Origin of the sequence: Pseudomonas sp. SJZ077 (assembly GCF_007993905.1) — a bacterium.
In the GTDB taxonomy this organism is placed as follows: Bacteria; Pseudomonadota; Gammaproteobacteria; order Pseudomonadales; family Pseudomonadaceae; genus Aquipseudomonas; species Aquipseudomonas mandelii.
Window position 1 is genome coordinate 169,354 of sequence record NZ_VIUJ01000005.1, and the last position, 20,324, is coordinate 189,677.

19 protein-coding genes are annotated in these 20,324 nt (G+C 60.2%); 7 read left to right on the forward strand and 12 right to left on the reverse strand.

Annotation, left to right across the window (positions count from 1 at the left end):
- Both pcaD and pcaC read left to right on the forward strand, forming a co-directional pair.
- On the forward strand, positions 1-792 hold the full coding sequence (gene pcaD / locus FBY01_RS10675) for a 3-oxoadipate enol-lactonase (protein ID WP_145307470.1): 792 nt from the start codon (positions 1-3) through the stop codon (positions 790-792).
- 10 nt (positions 793-802) lie between these two features.
- Positions 803-1,195 (forward strand): 4-carboxymuconolactone decarboxylase, encoded by a 393-nt coding sequence (gene pcaC / locus FBY01_RS10680; protein ID WP_083374868.1) that lies wholly within the window; start codon positions 803-805, stop codon positions 1,193-1,195.
- 194 nt (positions 1,196-1,389) lie between these two features.
- On the opposite strand, the gene FBY01_RS10685 is transcribed toward pcaC, so the two are convergent.
- From FBY01_RS10685 to FBY01_RS10715, 7 genes are all read right to left on the reverse strand, one after another.
- Positions 1,390-2,202 carry a methyltransferase domain-containing protein gene (locus tag FBY01_RS10685; protein WP_145307468.1) on the reverse strand — a complete coding sequence of 271 codons (813 nt, stop codon included), beginning with the start codon at positions 2,200-2,202 and terminating at the stop codon, positions 1,390-1,392.
- Positions 2,203-2,223: 21 nt separating this feature from the next.
- Positions 2,224-2,589: a DUF1641 domain-containing protein gene (locus FBY01_RS10690; RefSeq protein ID WP_077749553.1), complete on the reverse strand. Its 366-nt coding sequence runs from the start codon at positions 2,587-2,589 to the stop codon at positions 2,224-2,226.
- A 27-nt stretch (positions 2,590-2,616) separates the two neighbouring features.
- Positions 2,617-3,807, reverse strand: coding sequence for an NAD(P)/FAD-dependent oxidoreductase (locus FBY01_RS10695; protein WP_145307466.1), 1,191 nt, complete (start codon positions 3,805-3,807; stop codon positions 2,617-2,619).
- Between the two features lie 192 nt (positions 3,808-3,999).
- A complete protein-coding gene (locus FBY01_RS10700; RefSeq protein WP_145307464.1) occupies positions 4,000-5,259 on the reverse strand; it encodes an OprD family porin in 1,260 nt (419 codons plus the stop codon).
- A gap of 438 nt (positions 5,260-5,697) precedes the next feature.
- Entirely contained in the window at positions 5,698-7,158 is a 1,461-nt protein-coding gene (gene emhC, locus FBY01_RS10705) for an efflux RND transporter outer membrane subunit EmhC (protein ID WP_145307462.1), read from the reverse strand.
- Positions 7,155-10,319 carry an efflux RND transporter permease subunit EmhB gene (gene emhB, locus FBY01_RS10710; RefSeq protein ID WP_145307460.1) on the reverse strand — a complete coding sequence of 1,055 codons (3,165 nt, stop codon included), beginning with the start codon at positions 10,317-10,319 and terminating at the stop codon, positions 7,155-7,157. The genes emhC and emhB overlap by 4 nt, the downstream gene beginning before the upstream one ends.
- 3 nt (positions 10,320-10,322) lie before the next feature.
- Entirely contained in the window at positions 10,323-11,480 is a 1,158-nt protein-coding gene (locus FBY01_RS10715) for an efflux RND transporter periplasmic adaptor subunit (protein ID WP_010462517.1), read from the reverse strand.
- Positions 11,481-11,745: 265 nt separating this feature from the next.
- Between FBY01_RS10715 and emhR the strand changes: the two genes are divergently transcribed.
- Entirely contained in the window at positions 11,746-12,378 is a 633-nt protein-coding gene (emhR, locus tag FBY01_RS10720) for an efflux system transcriptional repressor EmhR (protein ID WP_145307457.1), read from the forward strand.
- Between the two features lie 249 nt (positions 12,379-12,627).
- Here the strand turns inward: emhR and FBY01_RS10725 are convergent, their stop codons facing one another.
- From FBY01_RS10725 to FBY01_RS10735, 3 genes are read right to left on the reverse strand one after another with little or no spacing between them, the layout of a single operon-like run.
- Positions 12,628-13,677 (reverse strand): alkene reductase, encoded by a 1,050-nt coding sequence (locus tag FBY01_RS10725; RefSeq protein ID WP_010462513.1) that lies wholly within the window; start codon positions 13,675-13,677, stop codon positions 12,628-12,630.
- 23 nt (positions 13,678-13,700) lie between these two features.
- A complete protein-coding gene (locus tag FBY01_RS10730) occupies positions 13,701-14,867 on the reverse strand; it encodes an MFS transporter (protein ID WP_077749549.1) in 1,167 nt (388 codons plus the stop codon).
- Between the two features lie 3 nt (positions 14,868-14,870).
- Positions 14,871-15,191, reverse strand: coding sequence for a helix-turn-helix transcriptional regulator (locus FBY01_RS10735; RefSeq protein ID WP_010462509.1), 321 nt, complete (start codon positions 15,189-15,191; stop codon positions 14,871-14,873).
- Positions 15,192-15,362: 171 nt separating this feature from the next.
- On the opposite strand from FBY01_RS10735, the gene FBY01_RS10740 reads away from it, so the two are divergent.
- Entirely contained in the window at positions 15,363-15,941 is a 579-nt protein-coding gene (locus FBY01_RS10740) for an ACP phosphodiesterase (RefSeq protein WP_145307455.1), read from the forward strand.
- A 126-nt stretch (positions 15,942-16,067) separates the two neighbouring features.
- On the opposite strand, the gene FBY01_RS10745 is transcribed toward FBY01_RS10740, so the two are convergent.
- Positions 16,068-16,859, reverse strand: coding sequence for a lysophospholipid acyltransferase family protein (locus tag FBY01_RS10745; RefSeq protein ID WP_145307453.1), 792 nt, complete (start codon positions 16,857-16,859; stop codon positions 16,068-16,070).
- Positions 16,859-17,614, reverse strand: coding sequence for an L-ornithine N(alpha)-acyltransferase (gene olsB, locus FBY01_RS10750; protein ID WP_010462503.1), 756 nt, complete (start codon positions 17,612-17,614; stop codon positions 16,859-16,861). Before olsB ends, FBY01_RS10745 begins: the two co-directional genes overlap by 1 nt.
- A gap of 154 nt (positions 17,615-17,768) precedes the next feature.
- On the opposite strand from olsB, the gene FBY01_RS10755 reads away from it, so the two are divergent.
- From FBY01_RS10755 to FBY01_RS10765, 3 genes are all read left to right on the forward strand, one after another.
- On the forward strand, positions 17,769-18,647 hold the full coding sequence (locus tag FBY01_RS10755; protein ID WP_145307451.1) for an acyl-CoA dehydrogenase family protein: 879 nt from the start codon (positions 17,769-17,771) through the stop codon (positions 18,645-18,647).
- A gap of 172 nt (positions 18,648-18,819) precedes the next feature.
- A complete protein-coding gene (locus tag FBY01_RS10760) occupies positions 18,820-19,914 on the forward strand; it encodes a serine hydrolase (RefSeq protein WP_145307449.1) in 1,095 nt (364 codons plus the stop codon).
- Positions 19,911-20,240 carry an amidase gene (locus FBY01_RS10765; RefSeq protein WP_145307447.1) on the forward strand — a complete coding sequence of 110 codons (330 nt, stop codon included), beginning with the start codon at positions 19,911-19,913 and terminating at the stop codon, positions 20,238-20,240. Before FBY01_RS10760 ends, FBY01_RS10765 begins: the two co-directional genes overlap by 4 nt.
- The last annotated feature ends 84 nt before the right edge of the window (positions 20,241-20,324 follow it).

Here is a 20,324-nt window from a genome sequence, read left to right on the forward strand (position 1 = left end):
GTGGCTTTTGTACAACTCGCCGAGGGCGAACTGCATTACCAACTTGATGGCCCGGCGGATGCACCGGTGCTGGTGCTGTCCAACTCGCTGGGCACCGACCTGCACATGTGGGACGCGCAGGTCGCCGCGTTCTCCGAGCATTTCCGGGTGCTGCGTTTCGACACCCGTGGCCACGGAAAATCGCTGGTCACGCCGGGGCCATACAGCATCGAGCAACTGGGCCACGACGTGCTGGCGCTGCTGGATGCGCTGCACATCCAACGTGCGCATTTCTGCGGCCTGTCCATGGGTGGCTTGATCGGCCAGTGGCTGGGCATCAATGCCGGTGATCGATTGAATAAGTTGGTGGTGTGCAACACCGCCGCGAAAATCGGCGATCCATCGGTGTGGAATCCACGGATCGAAACCGTGCTGCGTGACGGTCAGGCGGCCATGGTCGCCTTGCGCGATGCGTCGATTGCGCGCTGGTTTACCCCCGACTTTGCCGAGGCCAACCCGGCCGCCGCGAAGCGGATTACTGACATGCTCGCGGCCACTTCGCCAGAGGGTTATGCCGCCAACTGCGCCGCCGTGCGCGATGCCGACTTCCGTGATCAGCTGTCCGCGATCAAGGTGCCGCTGCTGGTCATTGCCGGCACCGAAGACGCGGTCACGCCGCCGTCCGGTGGGCACTTTATTCAGGAGCACGTGCAGGGCGCCGAATACGCCGAGTTCTACGCCGCGCACTTGTCCAACGTTCAGGCCGGTGCTGCGTTCAGTGACCGGGTCCTGACGTTTTTGTCAGCTGATTAAGGGGATTGTTGTGGACGAGAAACAACGTTACGACGACGGCCTGGAAGTCCGTCGCGCGGTGCTCGGCGACGCCCATGTCGACCGCAGCCTGAATGCCCTGACCGAGTTCAACTCGGAGTTCCAGGAAATGATCACCCGCCACGCGTGGGGCGACATCTGGACCCGGCCGGGCCTGCCACGCCATACCCGCAGCCTGATCACCATCGCCATGCTGATCGGCATGAACCGCAACGAAGAACTCAAACTGCACCTGCGCGCCGCCGCCAACAACGGCGTGACCCGCGGCGAGATCAAGGAAGTGATCATGCAGAGCGCGATCTACTGCGGCATCCCGGCGGCCAATGCGACGTTCCATTTGGCGGAGTCGGTGTGGGATGAGCTTGGGGTTGAATCGCGGGAGTGATCCTGGCGATTTGCGGTGTCTGAGCTGACGCCATCGCGAGCCGGCTCGCTCCTGCAGGGGATGTCCGGTGAGTACATGACTTGTGTTCACACAGGACCCGTGTGGGAGCGAGCCTGCTCGCGATAGCGGTGGGTCAGCTTGCATCGATGGTGAATGACACACCGCCATCGCGGGCAAGCGCGGTGACCACAGGGTCAAACGGTGGCGACAATGAAGATCCGCTTGAACGGAAACAGCGTGCGCCCATCGTATTCTCGCGGGTAATGCGCATGCACCCGCATCATGAAGTGATAAATGAACCGCGCCTGTTCGTCATCCTTCAAGCCTTGCATCACCGCCCGCAAGGCCGAGACCTTGATCCAGTCATAAATCGGCGACTTGCCGTCCACGACCTGCAACTGCTCGGTCTCCCAGATGTCCAGCGTCCGGGTGATCGGTGCGAGCAACCGGTGGTAATTTTCCAGTGACAGCAACGGCCGCGCCGCCATCCTCTCGCGCACTTGCGGGGAGCCGAGCGGTTTGCCGTCGGAGCCTCCATCGTTGAGGGTGTCGAGCACCAGCTGATACCACACCGCATCCCGCCAGTCGGGCATGTGCGCCGCCAGACAACCACCCGGGTTGAGATAATCGAGCAAACGCGGCAACAACTGTTCGTGACTGTCGATGAAGTGCAGCACGGCGGCGGCAAAGAGCAGGTCGGCGGGTTGCTCCGGCTGCCAGTTCTGTAGATCGCACTGCTTCCACAGCGCCTTGATCGGCAAGCCTCTGGCCTCCTGAAGCATTTGCTCCGAACTGTCGATGCCCATCAGGTGTGCGCGGGGCCAGCGTTTGGCCAAAGCTTGAGTCGCAATGCCGGTGCCACAGCCGAGGTCGTAGATGCGTTTGGGGTTTTCAAGGTCGACGCGGTCGAGTAGCTCGTTCACCGGCCGTTGTCGAAGACGTGAGAATTGTTGATAGGCCTTGGCGTCCCAGTCAGCCGTCCTTGCTCTTTGCAGTTTGGTGCTCATGAGGTTGTCCTCTCTGGACGTTCAAAGTTGTCTTCCAATGACGTTGAGGGTTTTGAGTGCAAACCCCACCCCTCTTCGCGTGTCGGGTTCGCGCAATAATTTCAGTAGCTGGTAAAAGCCAGGGGGCTGCTCGTTTGCTGTGCTATCGGCTTTTGCCATGCGCACGGCATTGCTGACGCTCCAGGTTGCCTCGGTCGCGCCTTCGAACAGCCGCGCCAGTTTCTCCACCATGGCCGGGTCCAGTAGATCGACGAGGTCGCTGATCAGTGAAAGCAGGTCCACCAGGTTGTCCAGTCGACCGCCGTCAATCAACGGTTTGAGCTTTTCCATCAGCGCGTCTGATCCAGGGCTGATGGGGGGTGTGATTGATTCATTTGAGACGTTCATTACGATTTACTCCTCTCCCCGGGCCGATCAAAGCATTGCGCGGGCAACCGCCCAGTACAGTCCACGGTTGAATCCGTTTCTGAGCAACCCGCCGAGCTTGGTGGCCGGGGTGGGCCGGACATCGTGCTGGTAGTCGTACCAAAGCGGTATGCCGGCATCCAGGCCCATTTGTGCCACGGCCTGAACACGTCCGTCGTAGACGGCGATGGGGGTGCCCAGACGAATTTCGGCAGCGATGTTGTTGGCGATCACCGGCGCCTGGTTATGGCATGCCCCGCCGGCTTTGCTGACAGGCAAGTCGACGGTATCACCGATGACGTAGACGTTTTCCAGGCCGTAGACCTGCAACGTTTCATGGTGGGTCGGCAGCCAGCCTTCGTCGTTGGGCGCTTGCGAGGCGCCGGACTCGAGCACAGCGTCCACGGCCCTGATCGGTGGTGTCGCCATCAGAATGTCGAAGGGTTGCTCGTCACCTTCCTCGGAGTACGCGATTTTTTTATCCGGATCGACTCGTTTGAGCGTGAAGCCGCGTTGAAAGCGAATATTTTTCCGTTCAAAGATACCCGGCAGAATTTCCCCGGTCGGGCGTTGCAGGAACAGGCAGTTGCGCAGTAGTTGAGCCGTGGTCGGGTAGGTGTAGACGATTTCCACCTGGTCTCTCACCCCACGACGCCGCAAGAAATCATCGAGCATCAATGTGGTTTCGACGGGCGCGATACCGCATTGATGCGGGACATTGGGTGTTTTCGGGAAGGACACGGTAATGAAGATGCGGCCTTTTTCGATCGTGCTCAGTTTTTGCGCCAGTTGCCTGGCGGGCGCGTACTGATAGAAATGATCGCCGGCTTCTTTCAAGCCTTCGATACGTTCCGGGGCCGGCACGCATCCGGTGGCGATGACTAAAAAGTCATAGCCGTACTGCTTACCGCTGCGGGTTTGCAGGTGTTGTCGGTTGAAATCGAAACGCACGACTTCATCGACATGGAACTCGATTTCCGGGCGCAACAGTGAACGTTCCGGGCGCTTGAGTTCTTCTTCAAAGAACAGGTTGAACGCCACGTACATGAACGCAGGTTTATAGAAGTGATCGGGGGAATTGGACAGCAGTGCAATCGAGACTTCGCCGCGCAGGATTTCCGGATACAGCTTGCTGGCCAGTTGATTGGCCAGCATGGTTCCACCAACGCCGCCACCGACGATAACTATTCGCTTGCTCATACCTGACCTCCTGGGTCATGGCAGCTTCGCGTACAGCATCCGGAGATAACGGAAGAAAACAGGGGCTCCTACAGCAGTGATGGAGAATTAAACACGCTTTTTGACTGTATCTGCCCACTCGCAAAATGCCAGGCAAGCCGACAGGTGGTTACAGGCAGCGGCCTTTTGACTTCGACCGCTGCCAGGGTGCGGTTACAACAAACTGATCGGATAGCTGACGATCAACCGGTTCTCATCGAACTCGTTGTTGCTGAAGTCCCGACGAATGGTCGAGTTGCGCCATTTAACGTTGAGGTCTTTGAGCGCGCCGCTTTGCACGGTGTAGCCCAATTCGCTTTCGCGGCCCCATTCCTTGCCATCGGTGATTGTGCCGGTGTGCACGTTGTCGCCGCTGATGTAGCGGTTCATCAAGGTCAGGCCGGGGATGCCGAGGGCGACGAAGTTGTAGTCATGCCGTACCTGCCAGGATTTTTCTTTCGCATTGTCATAACTGGCGTTGTAACTGTCGTTGGCCAGGGTGCCGCCGCTGGTGCCATTGACCCGCATCCACCCGCTGTCGCCAGTGAGTTTTTGCAGGCCAACGTAGAAGGTGTGGCCGCCGTATTTGGCCGAGAACAGGCCCGACCAGGTCTTGTTGTCCAGATCGCCGGCCCGGGCACTGCCATCTTCCTTGCCATAGAAGAAACCCAGGTTGGCGCCCAGGGTCCAGTCGCCGAGGGGTTGGCTGTGAATCAGGTTCACGTATTGCTGGCTGTAGATGTCCTTGAGTTCGGCGTTCCACAGGCTGATCTGGGTGCGCTTGTCGTTGAAGGCGTATTCGCCGCCCTGGAAGTTGAAGCGGTCGGAGGTAAACGCCGGTTTTCCGGTCATCGACATATCGCTCATGCTGCTGTCGTCACGGGGGCTGTTGGCGCGGAACTGGCCGCCGTAGAGCGTCAGGCCGGCGATTTCTTTCGAGGTGATCTGGCCGCCACGAAAGGTTTGCGGCAGGGAGCGACCGTCGTCCGAGCGCAGGATCGGCAGCACCGGGATCCATTCACCGACCTTGATTTCGGTCTGCGACAACCTGGCCTTAAACGCCACGTTGGTGCGACCAAAGCTGTCCGCCGGGCGACCGTCGTGATCCAGCGGCAGCAACTGAGTCCCGCCCGTGCCTTTGCCGCCGTCGAGCTTCACCGAATACAAGCCCAGCACATCCATGCCGAAGCCGACGGTGCCTTGGGTGAAGCCGGATTTGGCGTCGAGAATGAAACTTTGTGTCCATTCTTCAGCCTTGCCCTGGGCCTTGGTCGGGTTGGTGAAGTTGCGGTTGATGTAGAAATTGCGCAGGTTCAGGTTGACCTTGGCACCTTCGACAAAACCCGACTCCTCGGCCATGGCAGGCAGGGCCGCGCAGGCCAGGGCGATGGCTATCAGGCTTGGGAAGTAGTACGGCGTGGTGGAAGGCGTCATGGGCTCGGGTCTCTCTAATTGTTAGGGATGAAACGGTGCGCTGCCGCAACGTGGCCGTTGCAGACAAGGGATTCGATATCGTGAAAAACGGGGTGGGATCAGCCGGACAGGGCAGGGCGCGGGGGCATGGTGTCGAACCTGATGTTATTGGTCTTGTGCGACGAATGGTGCGGGGGATGGGCTGGAGGGTTCAATCGGGGAAAGCGGGTTTTGGGCGGTTATCGAACGCATGTTGGTCTGAGGTTTTTGTGTTTATGGGCTGGCCTCTTCGCGGGCAAGCCTCGCTCCTACGGGGTGTGCGGGTTTCATGGAATATGATTCGGCGCGGACACTGCAGGAGCGAGGCTTGCCCGCGAAGAGGCCATTACTGACACCACACCTTTTCCCGCAGGCAACAAAAAGCCCACCAAAAGGTGGGCCTCTTGTCTTACAGCGCTATCAGAACAACTTCATCTTCGGCGCTTCTTCTTTCAGCGGTTCGACTTTCGCCGTCTGCTCGTTCCAGCCACCACCCAGTGCCTTGTACAGATTGACCGCACTGATCAGCTGCGCCAGACGATCAGTGATCAGCACCTGCTGGGCGCTGAACAACTGACGCTGGGCGTCGAGGAAGGTCAGGTTGCTGTCGACACCGATACGGTAGCGACGCTCGGCCAGACGGTAGTAGTCCTGGTTGGCGGTGACGAAATCACGCTGCGCCTGCAACTGATCGGTGTAGGTCTGGCGGGCGGCCAGGCCGTCGGCGACTTCCTGGAAGGCCGTTTGAATGGACTTCTCGTAGTTCGCCACGCCGATGTCTTTCTGGATTTTCGAGTAATCCAGGCTGGCGCGCAGGCTGCCGGCATTGAAGATCGGCAGGTTGATCTGCGGCGAGAACAACCAGGTGCCCGAGCCGCCCTTGAACAGACCGGACAAGTCCGGGCTCAGGGTCCCGGCATTGGCCGTCAGGCTGATGCTCGGGAAGAACGCCGCCCGTGCCGCGCCGATGTTGGCGTTGGCAGCTTTCAGGTTGTACTCGGCCTGGAGAATATCCGGACGACGTTGCAGCAAGTCCGATGGCAGACCGGGCGGTACGTCGCTCAGCAGGTCGTCAGACAGCGGTTTGGCTTCTCGCAGATTGGCCGGGATGCCGGTGCCGAGCAGCAGCACCAGGCTGTTTTCGTCCTGCGCCACCTGACGGGTGTACTTGGCCAGTTGCGCCCGGGCGTTTTCCACCGAGGTGCGCGACTGGGCCAGGTCCAGGGCCGAGGCCACACCGACTTCGTTGCTGCGCGCGGTGAGCTTGTAGCTCTCCTCGAACGCACCGAGGGTGTCCTGGGTGAGTTTCAGCAGTTCCTTGTCGGCCTGCCAGGTCAGGTAGGCATTGGCCACGCTGGCCACCAGACTGATCTGCGTGCTGCGACGGCCTTCTTCTGTCGCGAAGTACTTCTGCAGGGCTTCTTCGCTGAGGCTGCGAACCCGACCGAACAGGTCGAGTTCATAAGCACTGATACCGACCGTAGCGGAGTAGGAACTGCTGATGCCCGCTTGACCGGTCTGCGACGCGTCAGCCGGAAGACGCTGACGGCTGCCGGTGCCATTGGCTGAAACGGCCGGGAACAGATCGGCGCGCTGGATGCGGTATTGAGCCGCGAACGCGTCGATGTTCAGGGCGGCGACACGCAGGTCACGGTTGTTTTCCAGCGACACCTGAATCAGCTGTTGCAGTGCCGGGTCATGGAAAAACTGCTTCCAGCCCTGTTCCGCAGCGGCCTGATTCGGCGCCTGGGCCGACGAGTACGCCGGACCTTGCGGGTATTGGCCCGCCACTGGTGCCTCAGGTTGCTGATAGTCGGGAATCAGCGAGCAGCCGCTCAGCACGAAGGCGGCAACTACGATGGAGAGTAGCGACTTGCTCATTGGCCAGCCTCTTTAGAAGGTTCAATTGCGTCATCCTGGTCGGCTTTTTTGCGCTGGCCAATGGACGACACGGTAACGAAGAACAGTGGGACCCAGAAGATCGCCAGAACGGTGGCGGTGATCATACCGCCAATCACCACCGTACCGATGGCGTGCTGGCTACCCGAGCCGGCGCCAGTGGAAATGGCCAGCGGCACGACGCCGAGGACAAACGCCAGGGAGGTCATGATGATTGGACGCAAACGCATGCGGCAAGCCTCGATGGCGGCCTCCTGCAAGCTCTTGCCCTGTTCATGCAGGTCTTTGGCGAACTCGACGATCAGAATGGCGTTTTTTGCCGCCAGACCAATGGTGGTCAACAGACCCACCAGGAAGTACACGTCGTTGGACAGACCGCGCAAGCTGGTCGCCATCAAGGCTCCGATAATCCCCAGCGGCACCACGAGCACCACCGCAATCGGAATCGACCAGCTTTCATACAACGCGGCCAGACACAGGAACACCATCAGGATCGACAACGCGAACAGCGCTGGCGCCTGCGAACCCGCCAGTCGCTCCTCGTACGACAGGCCGGTCCAGGAAATACCAACACCGGCCGGGAGTTTCTGGGCCAGGGCTTCGACTTCGGCCATGGCTTCACCGGTGGAATAGCCGGGTGCCGGGGCACCGAGGATTTCCATCGCCTCTACGCCGTTGTAACGCGACAGCTTCGGCGCCCCATAAATCCACTCACCCTTGGCGAACGCGGAGAATGGAACCATGGTGCCGGCACTGTTGCGTACGTACCATTTCTTCACGTCTTCAGGACTCATGCGAGCGCCCGGCTGGCCTTGTACGTAAACCTTCTTCACCCGACCGCGGTCGATGAAGTCGTTGACGTAGCTACTGCCCAGGGCAATCGACAGGGTGCTGTTGATGTCGGCGATGGTAATGCCCAGGGCGCTGGCCTTCTCGTCATCGATTTCCAGTTGGTATTGCGGTTCGTCGTTCAGACCGTTCGGGCGGACCTGCGACAGCACCTTGCTCTGCGCCGCCATGCCGAGGAACTGGTTGCGTGCAGCCATCAGTGCGTCGTGACCGATACCAGCACGGTCTTGCAAGAACACGTCGAAACCGGTGGCGTTACCCAGCTCCAGCACCGCCGGAGGTGCGAACGCAAACACCATGGCGTCACGGAAGGTGAAGAAATGCTGTTGGGCACGGGCCGCGACTTTGAACACGCTGTTGTCGGCGTTACGTTCGGCCCACGGTCGGAGCATGATGAACGCCATACCCGAACTCTGACCACGGCCGGCGAAGTTGAAGCCGGTCACAGTGAACACCGAGGCCACCGCGTCACCTTCACCGCCGTCCTTGCCCGGACGCAGCAGGAACTCACGCATCTCGTCCACGACCACTTGGGTGCGCTGGGAACTGGAACCGGCCGGGGTTTGCACTTGGGCAAACAGTACACCTTGGTCTTCTTCCGGCAGGAATGCGGATGGAATACGCAGGAACAACCAGATCATGCCGACGACGATGATCACGTACACCAGCAGATACGGCACCTTGTTGCGCAGAATGTTGCCAACGCCGCGTTCGTAGCTTTTCACGCTACGGTCGAAGTTGCGGTTGAACCAGCCGAAAAATCCGCGTTTCGGGACGCCGTGCTCACCCTTGGGAATCGCTTTGAGCATGGTGGCGCAGAGCGCCGGGGTAAAGATCAGGGCAACCAGTACCGACAGGGCCATGGCCGAGACGATGGTGATCGAGAACTGCTTGTAGATCACACCGGTGGAACCGCCGAAGAACGCCATCGGCAACAGTACCGCCGACAGCACCAGAGCAATACCGACCAGTGCACCCTGGATCTGCCCCATGGATTTCTTGGTGGCTTCCTTGGGGGACAGGCCTTCTTCACTCATGACCCGTTCGACGTTCTCCACCACGACGATGGCGTCGTCCACCAGCAAACCGATGGCCAGCACCATACCGAACATGGTCAGGGTGTTGATGCTGAAACCGAACGCCGCGAGGATTCCGAAGGTCCCCAGCAGTACCACGGGCACGGTCATCGTGGTGATGACGGTGGCGCGGAAGTTTTGCAGGAACAGGAACATCACCAGGAACACCAGCACGATCGCTTCGACCAGGGTTTCAACCACACCCTTGATCGACTCGGTCACCACCGGTGTGGTGTCGTACGGGAACACCACTTCCATCCCTTGCGGGAAGAACGGCTTGAGGGATTCGATGGTTTTGCGCAGAGCTTTTGCAGTGTCGAGGGCGTTGGCACCGTTGGCCAGTTTCACCGCCAGACCGGAGGCCGGGCTACCGTTGAACTGGGCGCTGATCGAGTAGTTTTCACCGCCCAGAGCGACATCCGCCACGTCGCCGACACGCACTTGCGAACCATCTTTGTTGACCTTCAGCAAGATGGCCTTGAACTGCTCAGCCGTTTGCAGACGAGTCTTGCCGATGATCGTCGCGTTCAACTGTTGGCCGGCCACGGCAGGCAAACCACCGAGCTGACCGGACGACACCTGGACGTTCTGCGCGGCGATGGCGGCTTTCACGTCCCCCGGGGTCAGGTTGAAGTTGTTCAACTTGGCCGGGTCGAGCCAGATCCGCATTGCGTACTGCGCACCGAAGACCTGGAAGTCACCGACACCGGCGGTCCGCGAGATCGGGTCCTGCATGTTCGACACGATGTAGTTGGACAGGTCGTCCTTGGTCATGCTGCCGTCGCGAGATACCACGCCGATCACCATCAGGAAGTTTTTCACTGCCTTGGTCACGCGGATACCCTGTTGCTGCACTTCTTGCGGCAGCAGCGGGGTGGCCAGGTTCAGTTTGTTCTGGACCTGAACCTGCGCGGTATCGGAGTTGGTGCCCTGCTCGAAGGTCGCGGTAATGGTCATGCTGCCGTCGGAGTTACTTTCCGAGGAGACATAACGCAGGTTATCGATACCATTGAGCTGTTGTTCGATGACCTGCACCACGGTGTCCTGCACGGTTTGTGCGGACGCGCCTGGGTAGGTGACCTGGATCGCAATGGCCGGAGGCGCAATGCTCGGGTATTGGTTGATCGGAAGTTTGAGAATCGAGAGTGCCCCGACCAGCATGATCACCAGGGCAATTACCCAAGCGAAAATCGGACGGTCGATAAAAAATTTCGACATGGTTTACTCCCCTTTGCCGCTGGAAGCCTTGTCAGCTGCCTGTGCGGGGGCCGGGTTCTTTGCGCCAACGTTAGTCGCTTCACTGGCTTTGACTTCGACGCCAGGTTTGACGAATTGCAGTCCTTCGGTGATCAGACGATCGCCGGCCTTCAGGCCGTCTTCGATCAGCCATTGGTTGCCGACGGTGCGGCTGGCCTTGAGCTGACGCAGTTCGACCTTGTTGTCCGCACCGACGACCAGTGCGGTCGGCGAGCCTTTGAGGTCGCGGGTTACGCCTTGTTGCGGCGCCAGAATGGCAGCGGCGTTCACACCGGATTTGAGCTGAGCGTGTACGAACATGCCCGGAAGCAGCGTGTGATCTGGGTTCGGGAACACTGCACGCAAGGTCACGGAGCCGGTGGTCTGGTCAACCGAGACTTCGGAGAATTCGAGCTTGCCTTCCTGTTTGTACTGGCTGCCGTCTTCGAGCGTCAGCTTGACCGCCGCTGCCGTGTCGCCAGCCTTTTGCAGGCGACCGCTTTCCAGTTCGCGACGCAGCTCAAGCAGCTCGACCGACGACTGGGTGACGTCGACGTAAATCGGATCGAGTTGCTGGATCACCGCCATGGCATCGACCTGGCCGTTGCTGACCAGCGCACCCTCGGTCACGTTCGAGCGGCCGATGCGGCCGGAAATCGGCGCGTAGACCTTGGTGTACCGCACATTGATCTGAGCGGTTTGCAGCGCGGCTTCCGATTGCATGCGGTTGGCCACGGCCGTGTCGTATTCCTGACGGCTGACGGCCTGTTCGTTGACCAACTGCTTGTAGCGATCCGAGATCGACTTCGTCTGTTGCAGGTTGGCTTGGGCGCTTTTCAGCGTAGCGTCATAGACCGACGGATCGATCTGATACAGCTGCTGGCCGGCCTTGACGTCACCGCCTTCCTTGAACAGACGTTTGAGAATGATGCCGTTGACCTGTGGGCGAACTTCGGCGATGCGGAACGCACTGGTGCGCCCCGGCAGTTCGGACGTCAGGGTAAAGGCTTGAGGTTGCAGGGTGACCACGCCGACCTGAGGAGGCGGTGCGGCGGGTGCCGCTTCTTCCTTTTTGCATCCGCTGAGCAGTGATGCCAGGGCGACGGCGGCGACCAGAGCGGTAACAGCTGGCTTGAATTGCATGAAAATCCTCGGGTCAGGCGCGCAAGAAACGCACTAGAAATGTGAAAGGGTAAAAAATGAGTGCTGAGTGGATAAGTAGCTTGCTAAGGAATATACTTACGTTCATGGTTGTTTGTAAACACCTTGACTGCGTATCCACCCCGTTACCAACGCCCGTCAAAGGTTCGAATTGTAAGCCGGGGACGAGTCCCAAGAGCGCTCGCCCCACTTTTGTTCAGCGGCTGTTCAGACATCGCTGAAGCATCCCGATTGAGGTTTTACTGCCATGGTCCGTCGTACCAAAGAGGAAGCTCAAGAAACCCGCAGCCAGATACTGGAAGCGGCAGAGAAAGCCTTTTATGAAAGAGGCGTGGCTCGCACTACGCTGGCGGACATCGCGACTCTGGCCGGCGTGACTCGCGGCGCCATCTACTGGCATTTCAGCAACAAGGCGGATCTGGTGCAGGCGATGCTCGATAGCTTGAAAGAGCCGCTGGATGAAATGGCCAGGGCCAGTGAAAGCGAAGATGAGCTCGATCCGCTGGGCTGCATGCGCAAACTGCTGATTCATTTGTTTCATCAAGTTGCCCTGGATCCGAAGACCCGACGCATCAATGAGATTTTGTTTCATAAGTGCGAATTCACCGATGAAATGTGCGATCTGCGTCAGCAGCGTCGTGAAGTCAGCCTCGACTGCAATGTGCGAATCGCCCTGGCCCTGAGTAATGCGGTGAATCGGGGGCAAATGCCCGAGGACCTCGACACAGTCCGCGCGGCCATCAGCCTGCACGCCTACATCGATGGCATGCTGTACCAGTGGCTATTGGCCCCGGACAGTTTTCACCTGCACACCGAAGCCGAGCGTTGGGTCAATACAGGATTGGACATGCTGCGCCTGAGCCCCAGCCTGCGCAAATAAAACAAAATGCGTAATTGGATCCGTTTATGTCAACCATTAAGGCGAGCGTTGATCCCTTCAATGTTCGCCTTAATGCACCGGGATGCTTTTATATACGCACGCTCGTCAGGTTGAAAGGTAGCGAGCTACGTATTTTGTAGTGATTTTGTGTCGTGCGTGTGAATCGGTGTGAAGCCCTGTGAATAAACATGGCGCAACAAAAAGCCCCGGCTCTTTCGAGTCGGGGCTTTTGCATTTCAAGGGGGATGCTTACATCACGGGATAGTCGATGTAACCCACGGGCCCCTTGGCGTAGAACAGCTCGGGACGCGCTTCGTTAAGCGGCGCATCCGCCTTCAAGCGTGCCGGCAGGTCCGGGTTGGCAATGAACGGAACGCCGAAGGCGACTGCATCTGCCTTGCCGCTGGCCAGCCAAGCGTTGGCGCTGTCCTTGGTGAAGCGTTCGTTGACGATGTACGGGCCGCCGAACGCTTCTTTCAATTGTGGACCCAGGCTGTCGCCGGCTTCTTTCTCACGGGAGCAAATGAACGCGATGCCACGCTTGCCCAGTTCGCGAGCGACGTAAGTGAAGGTCTCGGCCAGGTTGTCATCGCCCATGTCGTGGGAGTCGGCACGCGGAGACAAGTGCACGCCGACGCGGCCAGCGCCCCAGACTTCGATTGCGGCGTCGGTTACTTCCAGCAACAGGCGCGCTCGGTTTTCCAGGGAACCACCGTAGTTATCGGTGCGCTGGTTGGTGCTGCTTTGCAGGAACTGATCGAGCAGGTAACCATTGGCACCGTGGATTTCCACGCCGTCAAAACCGGCAGCCTTGGCGTTCTCGGCACCGGTGCGGTAGGCGTCGACGATGTCGGCGATTTCAGCGGTTTCCAGTGCGCGCGGGGTTGGGTAGTCGGACAATGGGCGAACCAGGCTGACGTGACCCTTTGGCTGGATGGCGCTCGGTGCGACTGGTGCTTCACCGTTCAGGTACGACTCGTGGGAAACCCGGCCGACGTGCCACAGTTGCAGGAAAATCTTGCCGCCCGCACCGTGGATCGCTTTGGTCACATTAGCCCAGCCACGCACCTGATCGTTGGACCAGATACCCGGAGTGTCCGGGTAGCCGACGCCCATCGGCGTGACCGACGTGGCTTCGCTGAGGATCAGGCCGGCCGAGGCGCGTTGTACGTAGTATTCGGCCATCAGGGCGTTTGGCACCCGGCCTTCGTCGGCGCGGCAGCGGGTCAGCGGCGCCATAATGATGCGGTTGGCCAGCTCGATGTCGCCCAGTTTGATCGGATCGAAAATAGTCGTCATTTAAGTACAACCCTCGTGAAGTATCAGTTGATAGCAGGGGCCAGTTCGGGATTACCGCGCTGACGGAAAGTAATCAGGGTCACCAGCAGGGCGAGTACTGCCAGTGCTGCTGCCGCGAGTGGAACGCTGGTCAAGCCGAAACCGTGGGCGATGACGCTGCCGCCGACCCAGGCGCCCAAGGCGTTGCCGATGTTGAAAGCGCCGATGTTCAGGGTCGACACCAGGTTCGGCGCGGCCTTGCCGTAGGTCACCACGTTCACTTGCAGGGCGGGGACGGCGGCGAAGCACGCGGTGGCCCAGAGGAACAGGGTGATTTCGGCCGGGATCAGCGCGACGCTGGTCCAGGTCAGTACGGTCGAGATCACGGCCATCGAGATGAAGACGCCGATCAGCGTTGCGGCCAGGCCTTTGTCAGCCAGCTTGCCGCCGATGATGTTGCCGACCGTCAGGCCCAGTCCGATGAGCATCAGGGTCCAGGTCACGCCTTTGGGCGAGACGCCGGTGACATCACCAAGCAGCGGGGCGACATAAGTGAACAGGGTGAATACCGACGCCGCGAACAGCGCCGTCATGCTCAGCGACAGCCAGATCCCGGCGCCTTTGAGGGCGCGCAGTTCGGCGCGCATGTCGAGTTTCTCTTCATCGCGCTTGGCCGGCAGGAAGCGGATCAGGCCAATCAACGCGATCACACCAATCACGGTCACTGCCCAGAAGGTCGAGCGCCAGCCGGCTTCCTGACCGAGCGCGGTGCCCAACGGAACGCCGAGCACGTTGGCCAGGGTCAGGCCGGTGAACATCAAGGCTACGGCGGAGGCACGTTTGTTCGCCGGAACCAGACCTGCCGCCACCACCGAACCGATACCGAAGAACGCACCGTGGCAGAGGGCCGTGACCACACGGGCAAACATCAGCACGTTGTAATCGGTCGCCATGGCACAGAGCAGGTTGCCGATGATGAAAATGCCCATCAACGCTACCAGTGCAGCCTTGCGCGGTAATCGGGAGGTGGCCAGTGCCATGAACGGCGCACCGATGGCCACGCCCAGGGCGTAACCGGTCACCAGCCAGCCAGCGCCCGGGATCGACACGCCGAGGTCAGCCGCCACATCGGGCAACAAGCCCATGATGACGAACTCGGTGGTGCCGATGGCGAAGGCGCTCAAGGCCAGAATGAGAAGCGAGAGGGGCATTGGTTAATTCCTTGTCGGAGCGCTGAGCTCCTTGACGATGGCCGCGAGGAATGCCTGGATCACGTCCTCGTTGCGCTTGAAGAAGTGCCATTGACCGGCTTTCTGGCTGCTGATCAGTCCCGCACGTTGCAAGGTCGCCAAATGGGCGGACACGGTCGACTGCGACAGGCCGCAGCGTTGATCGATCTGTCCGGCGCAAATGCCGTACTCGTGGTTGTGGATCTGTTCCGGGAACTGGGTCTTGGGGTCTTTCAGCCAGATGAGGATGTCTCGGCGGACTGGGTGTGCCAGGGCTTTTATTATTTCGTCGAGGTCGATGGTCATGGGGTTGGGCTCGTGATGAGTAAAACGCTATATCGCGATGTGGCGAACTTTAAATCGGTAGATCGCGATATACAAATATGATTTTGGTCTGATGAGCGCATAAATCGCTATATCGGGTTATAACGATACGGTGAGTGTCAACATTCGAAGGCGCAATGCTAAGCTGCGCCCATGAACTATCTCGCCCATCTCCACCTCGGTGGCCAGCGCCCCGGTCAATTGCTCGGCAGTCTGTATGGCGATTTCGTCAAGGGGCGGCTGCAAGGGCAGTTCAACCCGGAGATTGAAGCGGCCATCCAGCTACATCGCAGCATCGACGTCTTCACCGACCGCCATCCGTTGGTGGATGCCTCGCTGTCGCGATTTTCCACCACACGCCGGCGTTACGCCGGGATCGTGCTCGACGTGTTTTTCGACCACTGCCTGGCGCGGGACTGGACCCTCTACTCGGACCAGCCGCTGGAGCGGTTCACCTCGGATGTGTATCGGGTGCTGTCGACTGAGCCTCAATTGCCGGAGCGGTTGGCGAGGATCGCGCCGCACATGGTGTCGAATGACTGGTTGGGGTCTTATCAGGAGTTTGATGTGCTGGACCAAGTGCTGCGGGGGATTTCGCGGCGGTTGACCCGGCCTGAGGAATTGGCGGGGGCGATGCAGGAATTGCGTCGGCTGTACGAACCGCTCAGTGAGGATTTCCGGTTGTTCTATCCGCAGCTTCAGGATTTCGCCCAAAACTATCCAGCACCCTAAACCCCTTGTAGGAGTGAGCCTGCTCGCGATAGCGGTGTGTCATTCACATCATTGTTGAATGTAAAACCGCTATCGCGAGCAGGCTCGCTCCCACAAGGTTTTTGGTGTTTCTTCAGGGAATTTGTTTCACGCCGCGATCGCGGGGCGCAGCGGTTCCGGTTGCGCCTGAGGGATGGCCCCAAACAACGACCTCTGCACCGCCTGCTGTGCCTCGAACGCCAGCGCCGCACGCTCCCGGCCTTCGCAAGCGATCGGCTTGAGCACTTTGATTTCCACTTCCCCGCGATCATTAGCGAACAACCGCATCAAGTGCGACAGCAAATCATCATCGCCAATGAACGGCGCCAGTGAGTCGAGTTCACCGTCACGTAGATAACGAATCGCCACCGGCTGCAGCTTCACTTCAGAATCAATCGCTGCTGACAACAAGCGACCATGAAAGGTACGCAACGAGCGTCCATTGGTGGTGGTGCCTTCAGGGAACATCAGCAGTGGGTGTGCCTGCGCCAGGTGGCGCGTCATCTGTTTGCGAATCAGCTGGCTGTCACCCGAGCCGCGACGGATAAACAGGCTGCCGGCCTTGGCCGCCAACCAACCGGCCACCGGCCAGGTGCGCACTTCGGCCTTGGACAGAAACGACATTGGCGTGAGCATGCCCAGCAACGGAATGTCGGTCCACGACACGTGATTGCTGACCCAAAGCATCGGCTCCTTCGGCAGTTCACCGTGAACCGTCACGCGAAAGGGCAGGGCGTTGCTCAACCGCGCCATGAAAAACCGCGACCAGCGTTGGCGGCGGACCATCGAATGGGCAATGCCCAGCCGCTCGAAAAGCCCGAACACGCTGGCCATGCTCAACCCCAGCGCGACCACCACCAGCACTCGCGCAATCCGCGCGTACACCCGCAACCGGCTCATCAGACTGCCGCCTTGAAGTGCTTGGCATAACGTGGGCAGAGTTCGTCGCGCTTGAGCAGGATGAACACGTCGGCGACCTGGAAGTCTTCGTCCCAGCACGGCTCACCGCAGATCTTCGCGCCCAGACGCATGTAGGCCTTGAGCAGCGGCGGCATTTCGGCGATCACGTTGGACGGGAGGTCCAGGACCGGCAGCGGTTTTTTCGGCTCGGCCCGCAGGTGTTCGGTGCACAGATAACGTTCCCGCAGACGCTGCATGATCGCGTGGGCCTGAATCCCGCCGTCTTGCATCGGAATGCTCGCGCAACCCATCAAATAGCTGTAGCCGCCCTGATTCAGCACTTCGGCCAGTTCGCCCCAGAGCACCGCGATGGTGCCGCCGTTGCGATAAGCCGGGTCGACGCAGGTGCGGCCGATTTCCAGGATCGGGCCTTTCAAGTGGACCAGACCATGGAGGCTGAACTCTTCTTCGCTGTAGAACTTGCCCAGGCTGCTCGCGGCCGTGTGATCGAGCAAACGGGTGGTCGCCACCAGGCGGCCGGTGTTCAAGTCACGCACGCCAATGTGGGCGCAGTGAACATCATAGTCGTCCATGTCCAGACCCAACTCCGCGCCTTTGAGCTTGGCGTTGAACTCGCCGCTGAAGACGTTGAAGCGCAAGGCCTGGGCTTCCTGCAAGGCCTCGGCGCCCACCAGGCGTTCGGCTTGCAGGCGGCGTTCATTGCCGGTGTCGCTGATGCGGGCGATCTGAGTCATGGGAATCTCCGTGCGGGCTGGTCAACCCGTCTTGGGTTAAAGCCGATCGACTTTCTTTATGCAGCCGTGTTGTGCAAAGTCAGGCTATGTAGCCCCGGTGTCATCGCCATGAAGCTTTGGTGATGCTTACATGACAGCCCACAAGGAGCCTCTTATGCCCTGGCAAAACCTGTTGAATCGCCGCGATCGCCTGCCCGTCAACCCGGACCTGGCGGAGGGGTTCGCGACCTTGTTGCACACGTTGGGCACGGTCACGCCATTGGAACTGGCGGTGGTCGGCGGGCGTTTGATGTCGACGCCGGGGCTGGCGTTTCTGGTGGGCTATCAGGCGGCGCTGCGCATGCTCTGGCCGAGCGCGCCGCTGAGCCTCGGCGCGTTGTGTGCCACCGAACAGCGCAGTCTGCGGGTGGCGGACATGCAGACGCGTCTGAGCGATTTACGCGTGAGTGGGCGCAAGGATTTCGTCACCGCTGGCGATGCGGCCGACTGGCTGCTGGTCGCCGCGCGCAGTGAAGCGTCCGGCGAAACGCCGCGCTTGAGTCTGGCGGTGGTCTATCCCGATGAACCGGGCGTGCGCCTGGAAAAACTCCCGGCCATCGCGCTGATGCCGGACATCAGCCACGGTCGGTTGTTTCTGGACAACGCCCAGTGCGAACTACTCGCGGGGGATGGCTGGGATGCCTACGTCAAACCGTTCCGCACGCTGGAAGACATCTATGTATTGAGCGCGATGACCGCGTGGCTGTATGGGGTGGGGCAGGACAGTGACTGGCCGCAGGCCCTGCAATTGCGGTTGCTGGCGCTGCTGGCCGGGTGCGCGGAAGTCAGCCGGCAGGCGCCGAACAATCTGGCCGGGCATGTGCTGCTGGGGGGATTGTTTGCGCAATTCGAGGGGCTCAAGGCTGAGCTGAACGAGGCTCTGGCTGATGGCCCGCAGCACTGGGCGGCGATGTGGCAGCGTGATCAGAGTGTGATGGATCTGGCGGCGGGGGCCAGAGGCAAGCGATTGGCCAAGGCGTTGGCGGCGATCTGACAGGCCTCTTCGCGGGCAAGTCGGATCGCCGCACCGCTCGCTCCTATATTGGATCGCGAACTCCTGTAGGAGCGAGGCTTGCCCGCGAAGGCGGCCGCATAGGCGACACATATTCCAAAACTGTCATCAACCTCGACTAGGCTCAGCAAGCCCACCCCGCCGAGCCCCCGCCATGTTCAAAGGCTTGCCCCTGATTTTCACGCTGCTGCTCTGCCTCACGGCCCACGCCGAAACCTGGCCCACCGAGCAATGGTCGACCGGCCCGAACGTCTCCGGCCCCGCACTTCAAGCCCTGGAGACTTACGCCTTCCCGCCTCGCGATGACACCACTCGAAAAGGCATCCGCACCGATGCCTTGCTGGTAATCCGCGACGGCCAACTGATCTACGAACGCTACGCCGGCCCGACCACGGCCGACACCGCGCACCTGACTTGGTCCATCAGCAAAAGCCTGATGGCCACGGTCCTGGGTGTGGCCTATGGCGAGGGCCTTTTCAAACTTGAGGACCCTGCGGTGCGGTTTTACCCGCCGTTGGCGAAACACCCGGCAATGACCCTGGCCGACCTGTTGCACTGGGCTTCAGGCCTGGACTGGCAGGAAGACTACGAATACGCGCCGTTGAAGTCCTCGGTGGTCGCCATGCTCTACACCCTGGGTCATCACGACATGGCGGCGTTCACCGCCGATCACGCTGAGTACGCCAAACCAGGCCAGGCCTTTCGGTACTCCAGTGGCGACAGCAATCTGCTGGCCGCCGCGCTGAAAACCATCGTCGGCCCGGCCCGTTACCCGGACTATCCATGGACAGCATTGTTCGAGCCGCTTGGAATTCGCCATGCCGTCTGGGAAACCGATGCCACGGGCACTTTCGTCGCGTCCTCTTATGCCTACCTCACCGCCCGGGACCTGGCGCGCGTCGGCCTGCTGATGGCGCGTGACGGTCGTTGGGGTGATCGACAGCTGCTGCCCAAAGACTGGGTCGCCTTCAACCGCGAACCCTTCGCCCGTTATCAAGCCAATCAGGATGATGCGGTCCCCGGCGGTCATTGGTGGCTCAATCGCGCGGTGGAGGGCGCTGCCCGACCCTGGCCGGATGCTCCGGCCGACACCTTTGCCGCTTTGGGCCATTGGGGGCAGGCGATGTACGTGATTCCCGGCGAACAGCTGGTGATCGTGCGCTACGGCGATGACCGCGACGAGATCTATCAGCACAACGAATTGCTCAAGCTCGCGCTCAAGGCCTTTGCCGGGAAGGTGCAGCCATGAACCGCCACCGTTTTGTTCGTCGCCGACCGTTTAGCGCGCTGATGTTAGTAGCGCTGATAGCCTTGCTCGGCTGGATCTGGCAGGAGCGAGTGGCGTTGCGGGCGTTCCCCGACATCATCAGCGGCTACACCGCCAAGGAATATTGCTCGTGCCGGTACGTGATGAAGAACGACGCCGAGTATTGCCACCGCTACGTGAAGCAGTGGTTGCCCACCAGCGGCTTCACCGATGACCCCGCCAGCCAGCGCGTGACCGTCAGCGGCATGGGCCGCAGCAACAGCGCGCAATGGATCGGCGAACACCAAGGCTGCCGCCTGCAACCCTGAACACGCTGGAATTACTTGTGGTGCAGGGCTGTTGTGGCATTAGAGTTTGCAACCTGCCTCAGGGCGGTTAAGGTTCGCTCAGGT

Coding starts and splice junctions, on each gene's coding strand:
- FBY01_RS10685 (WP_145307468.1), bottom strand. CDS start 2,202: ATGAGCACCAAACTGCAAAGAGCAAGGACGGCTGACTGGGACGCCAAG.
- FBY01_RS10690 (WP_077749553.1), bottom strand. CDS start 2,589: ATGAACGTCTCAAATGAATCAATCACACCCCCCATCAGCCCTGGATCA.
- FBY01_RS10695 (WP_145307466.1), bottom strand. CDS start 3,807: ATGAGCAAGCGAATAGTTATCGTCGGTGGCGGCGTTGGTGGAACCATG.
- FBY01_RS10700 (WP_145307464.1), bottom strand. CDS start 5,259: ATGACGCCTTCCACCACGCCGTACTACTTCCCAAGCCTGATAGCCATC.
- emhC (WP_145307462.1), bottom strand. CDS start 7,158: ATGAGCAAGTCGCTACTCTCCATCGTAGTTGCCGCCTTCGTGCTGAGC.
- emhB (WP_145307460.1), bottom strand. CDS start 10,319: ATGTCGAAATTTTTTATCGACCGTCCGATTTTCGCTTGGGTAATTGCC.
- FBY01_RS10715 (WP_010462517.1), bottom strand. CDS start 11,480: ATGCAATTCAAGCCAGCTGTTACCGCTCTGGTCGCCGCCGTCGCCCTG.
- emhR (WP_145307457.1), top strand. CDS start 11,746: ATGGTCCGTCGTACCAAAGAGGAAGCTCAAGAAACCCGCAGCCAGATA.
- FBY01_RS10725 (WP_010462513.1), bottom strand. CDS start 13,677: ATGACGACTATTTTCGATCCGATCAAACTGGGCGACATCGAGCTGGCC.
- FBY01_RS10730 (WP_077749549.1), bottom strand. CDS start 14,867: ATGCCCCTCTCGCTTCTCATTCTGGCCTTGAGCGCCTTCGCCATCGGC.
- FBY01_RS10735 (WP_010462509.1), bottom strand. CDS start 15,191: ATGACCATCGACCTCGACGAAATAATAAAAGCCCTGGCACACCCAGTC.
- FBY01_RS10740 (WP_145307455.1), top strand. CDS start 15,363: ATGAACTATCTCGCCCATCTCCACCTCGGTGGCCAGCGCCCCGGTCAA.
- FBY01_RS10745 (WP_145307453.1), bottom strand. CDS start 16,859: ATGAGCCGGTTGCGGGTGTACGCGCGGATTGCGCGAGTGCTGGTGGTG.
- olsB (WP_010462503.1), bottom strand. CDS start 17,614: ATGACTCAGATCGCCCGCATCAGCGACACCGGCAATGAACGCCGCCTG.
- FBY01_RS10755 (WP_145307451.1), top strand. CDS start 17,769: ATGCCCTGGCAAAACCTGTTGAATCGCCGCGATCGCCTGCCCGTCAAC.
- FBY01_RS10760 (WP_145307449.1), top strand. CDS start 18,820: ATGTTCAAAGGCTTGCCCCTGATTTTCACGCTGCTGCTCTGCCTCACG.
- FBY01_RS10765 (WP_145307447.1), top strand. CDS start 19,911: ATGAACCGCCACCGTTTTGTTCGTCGCCGACCGTTTAGCGCGCTGATG.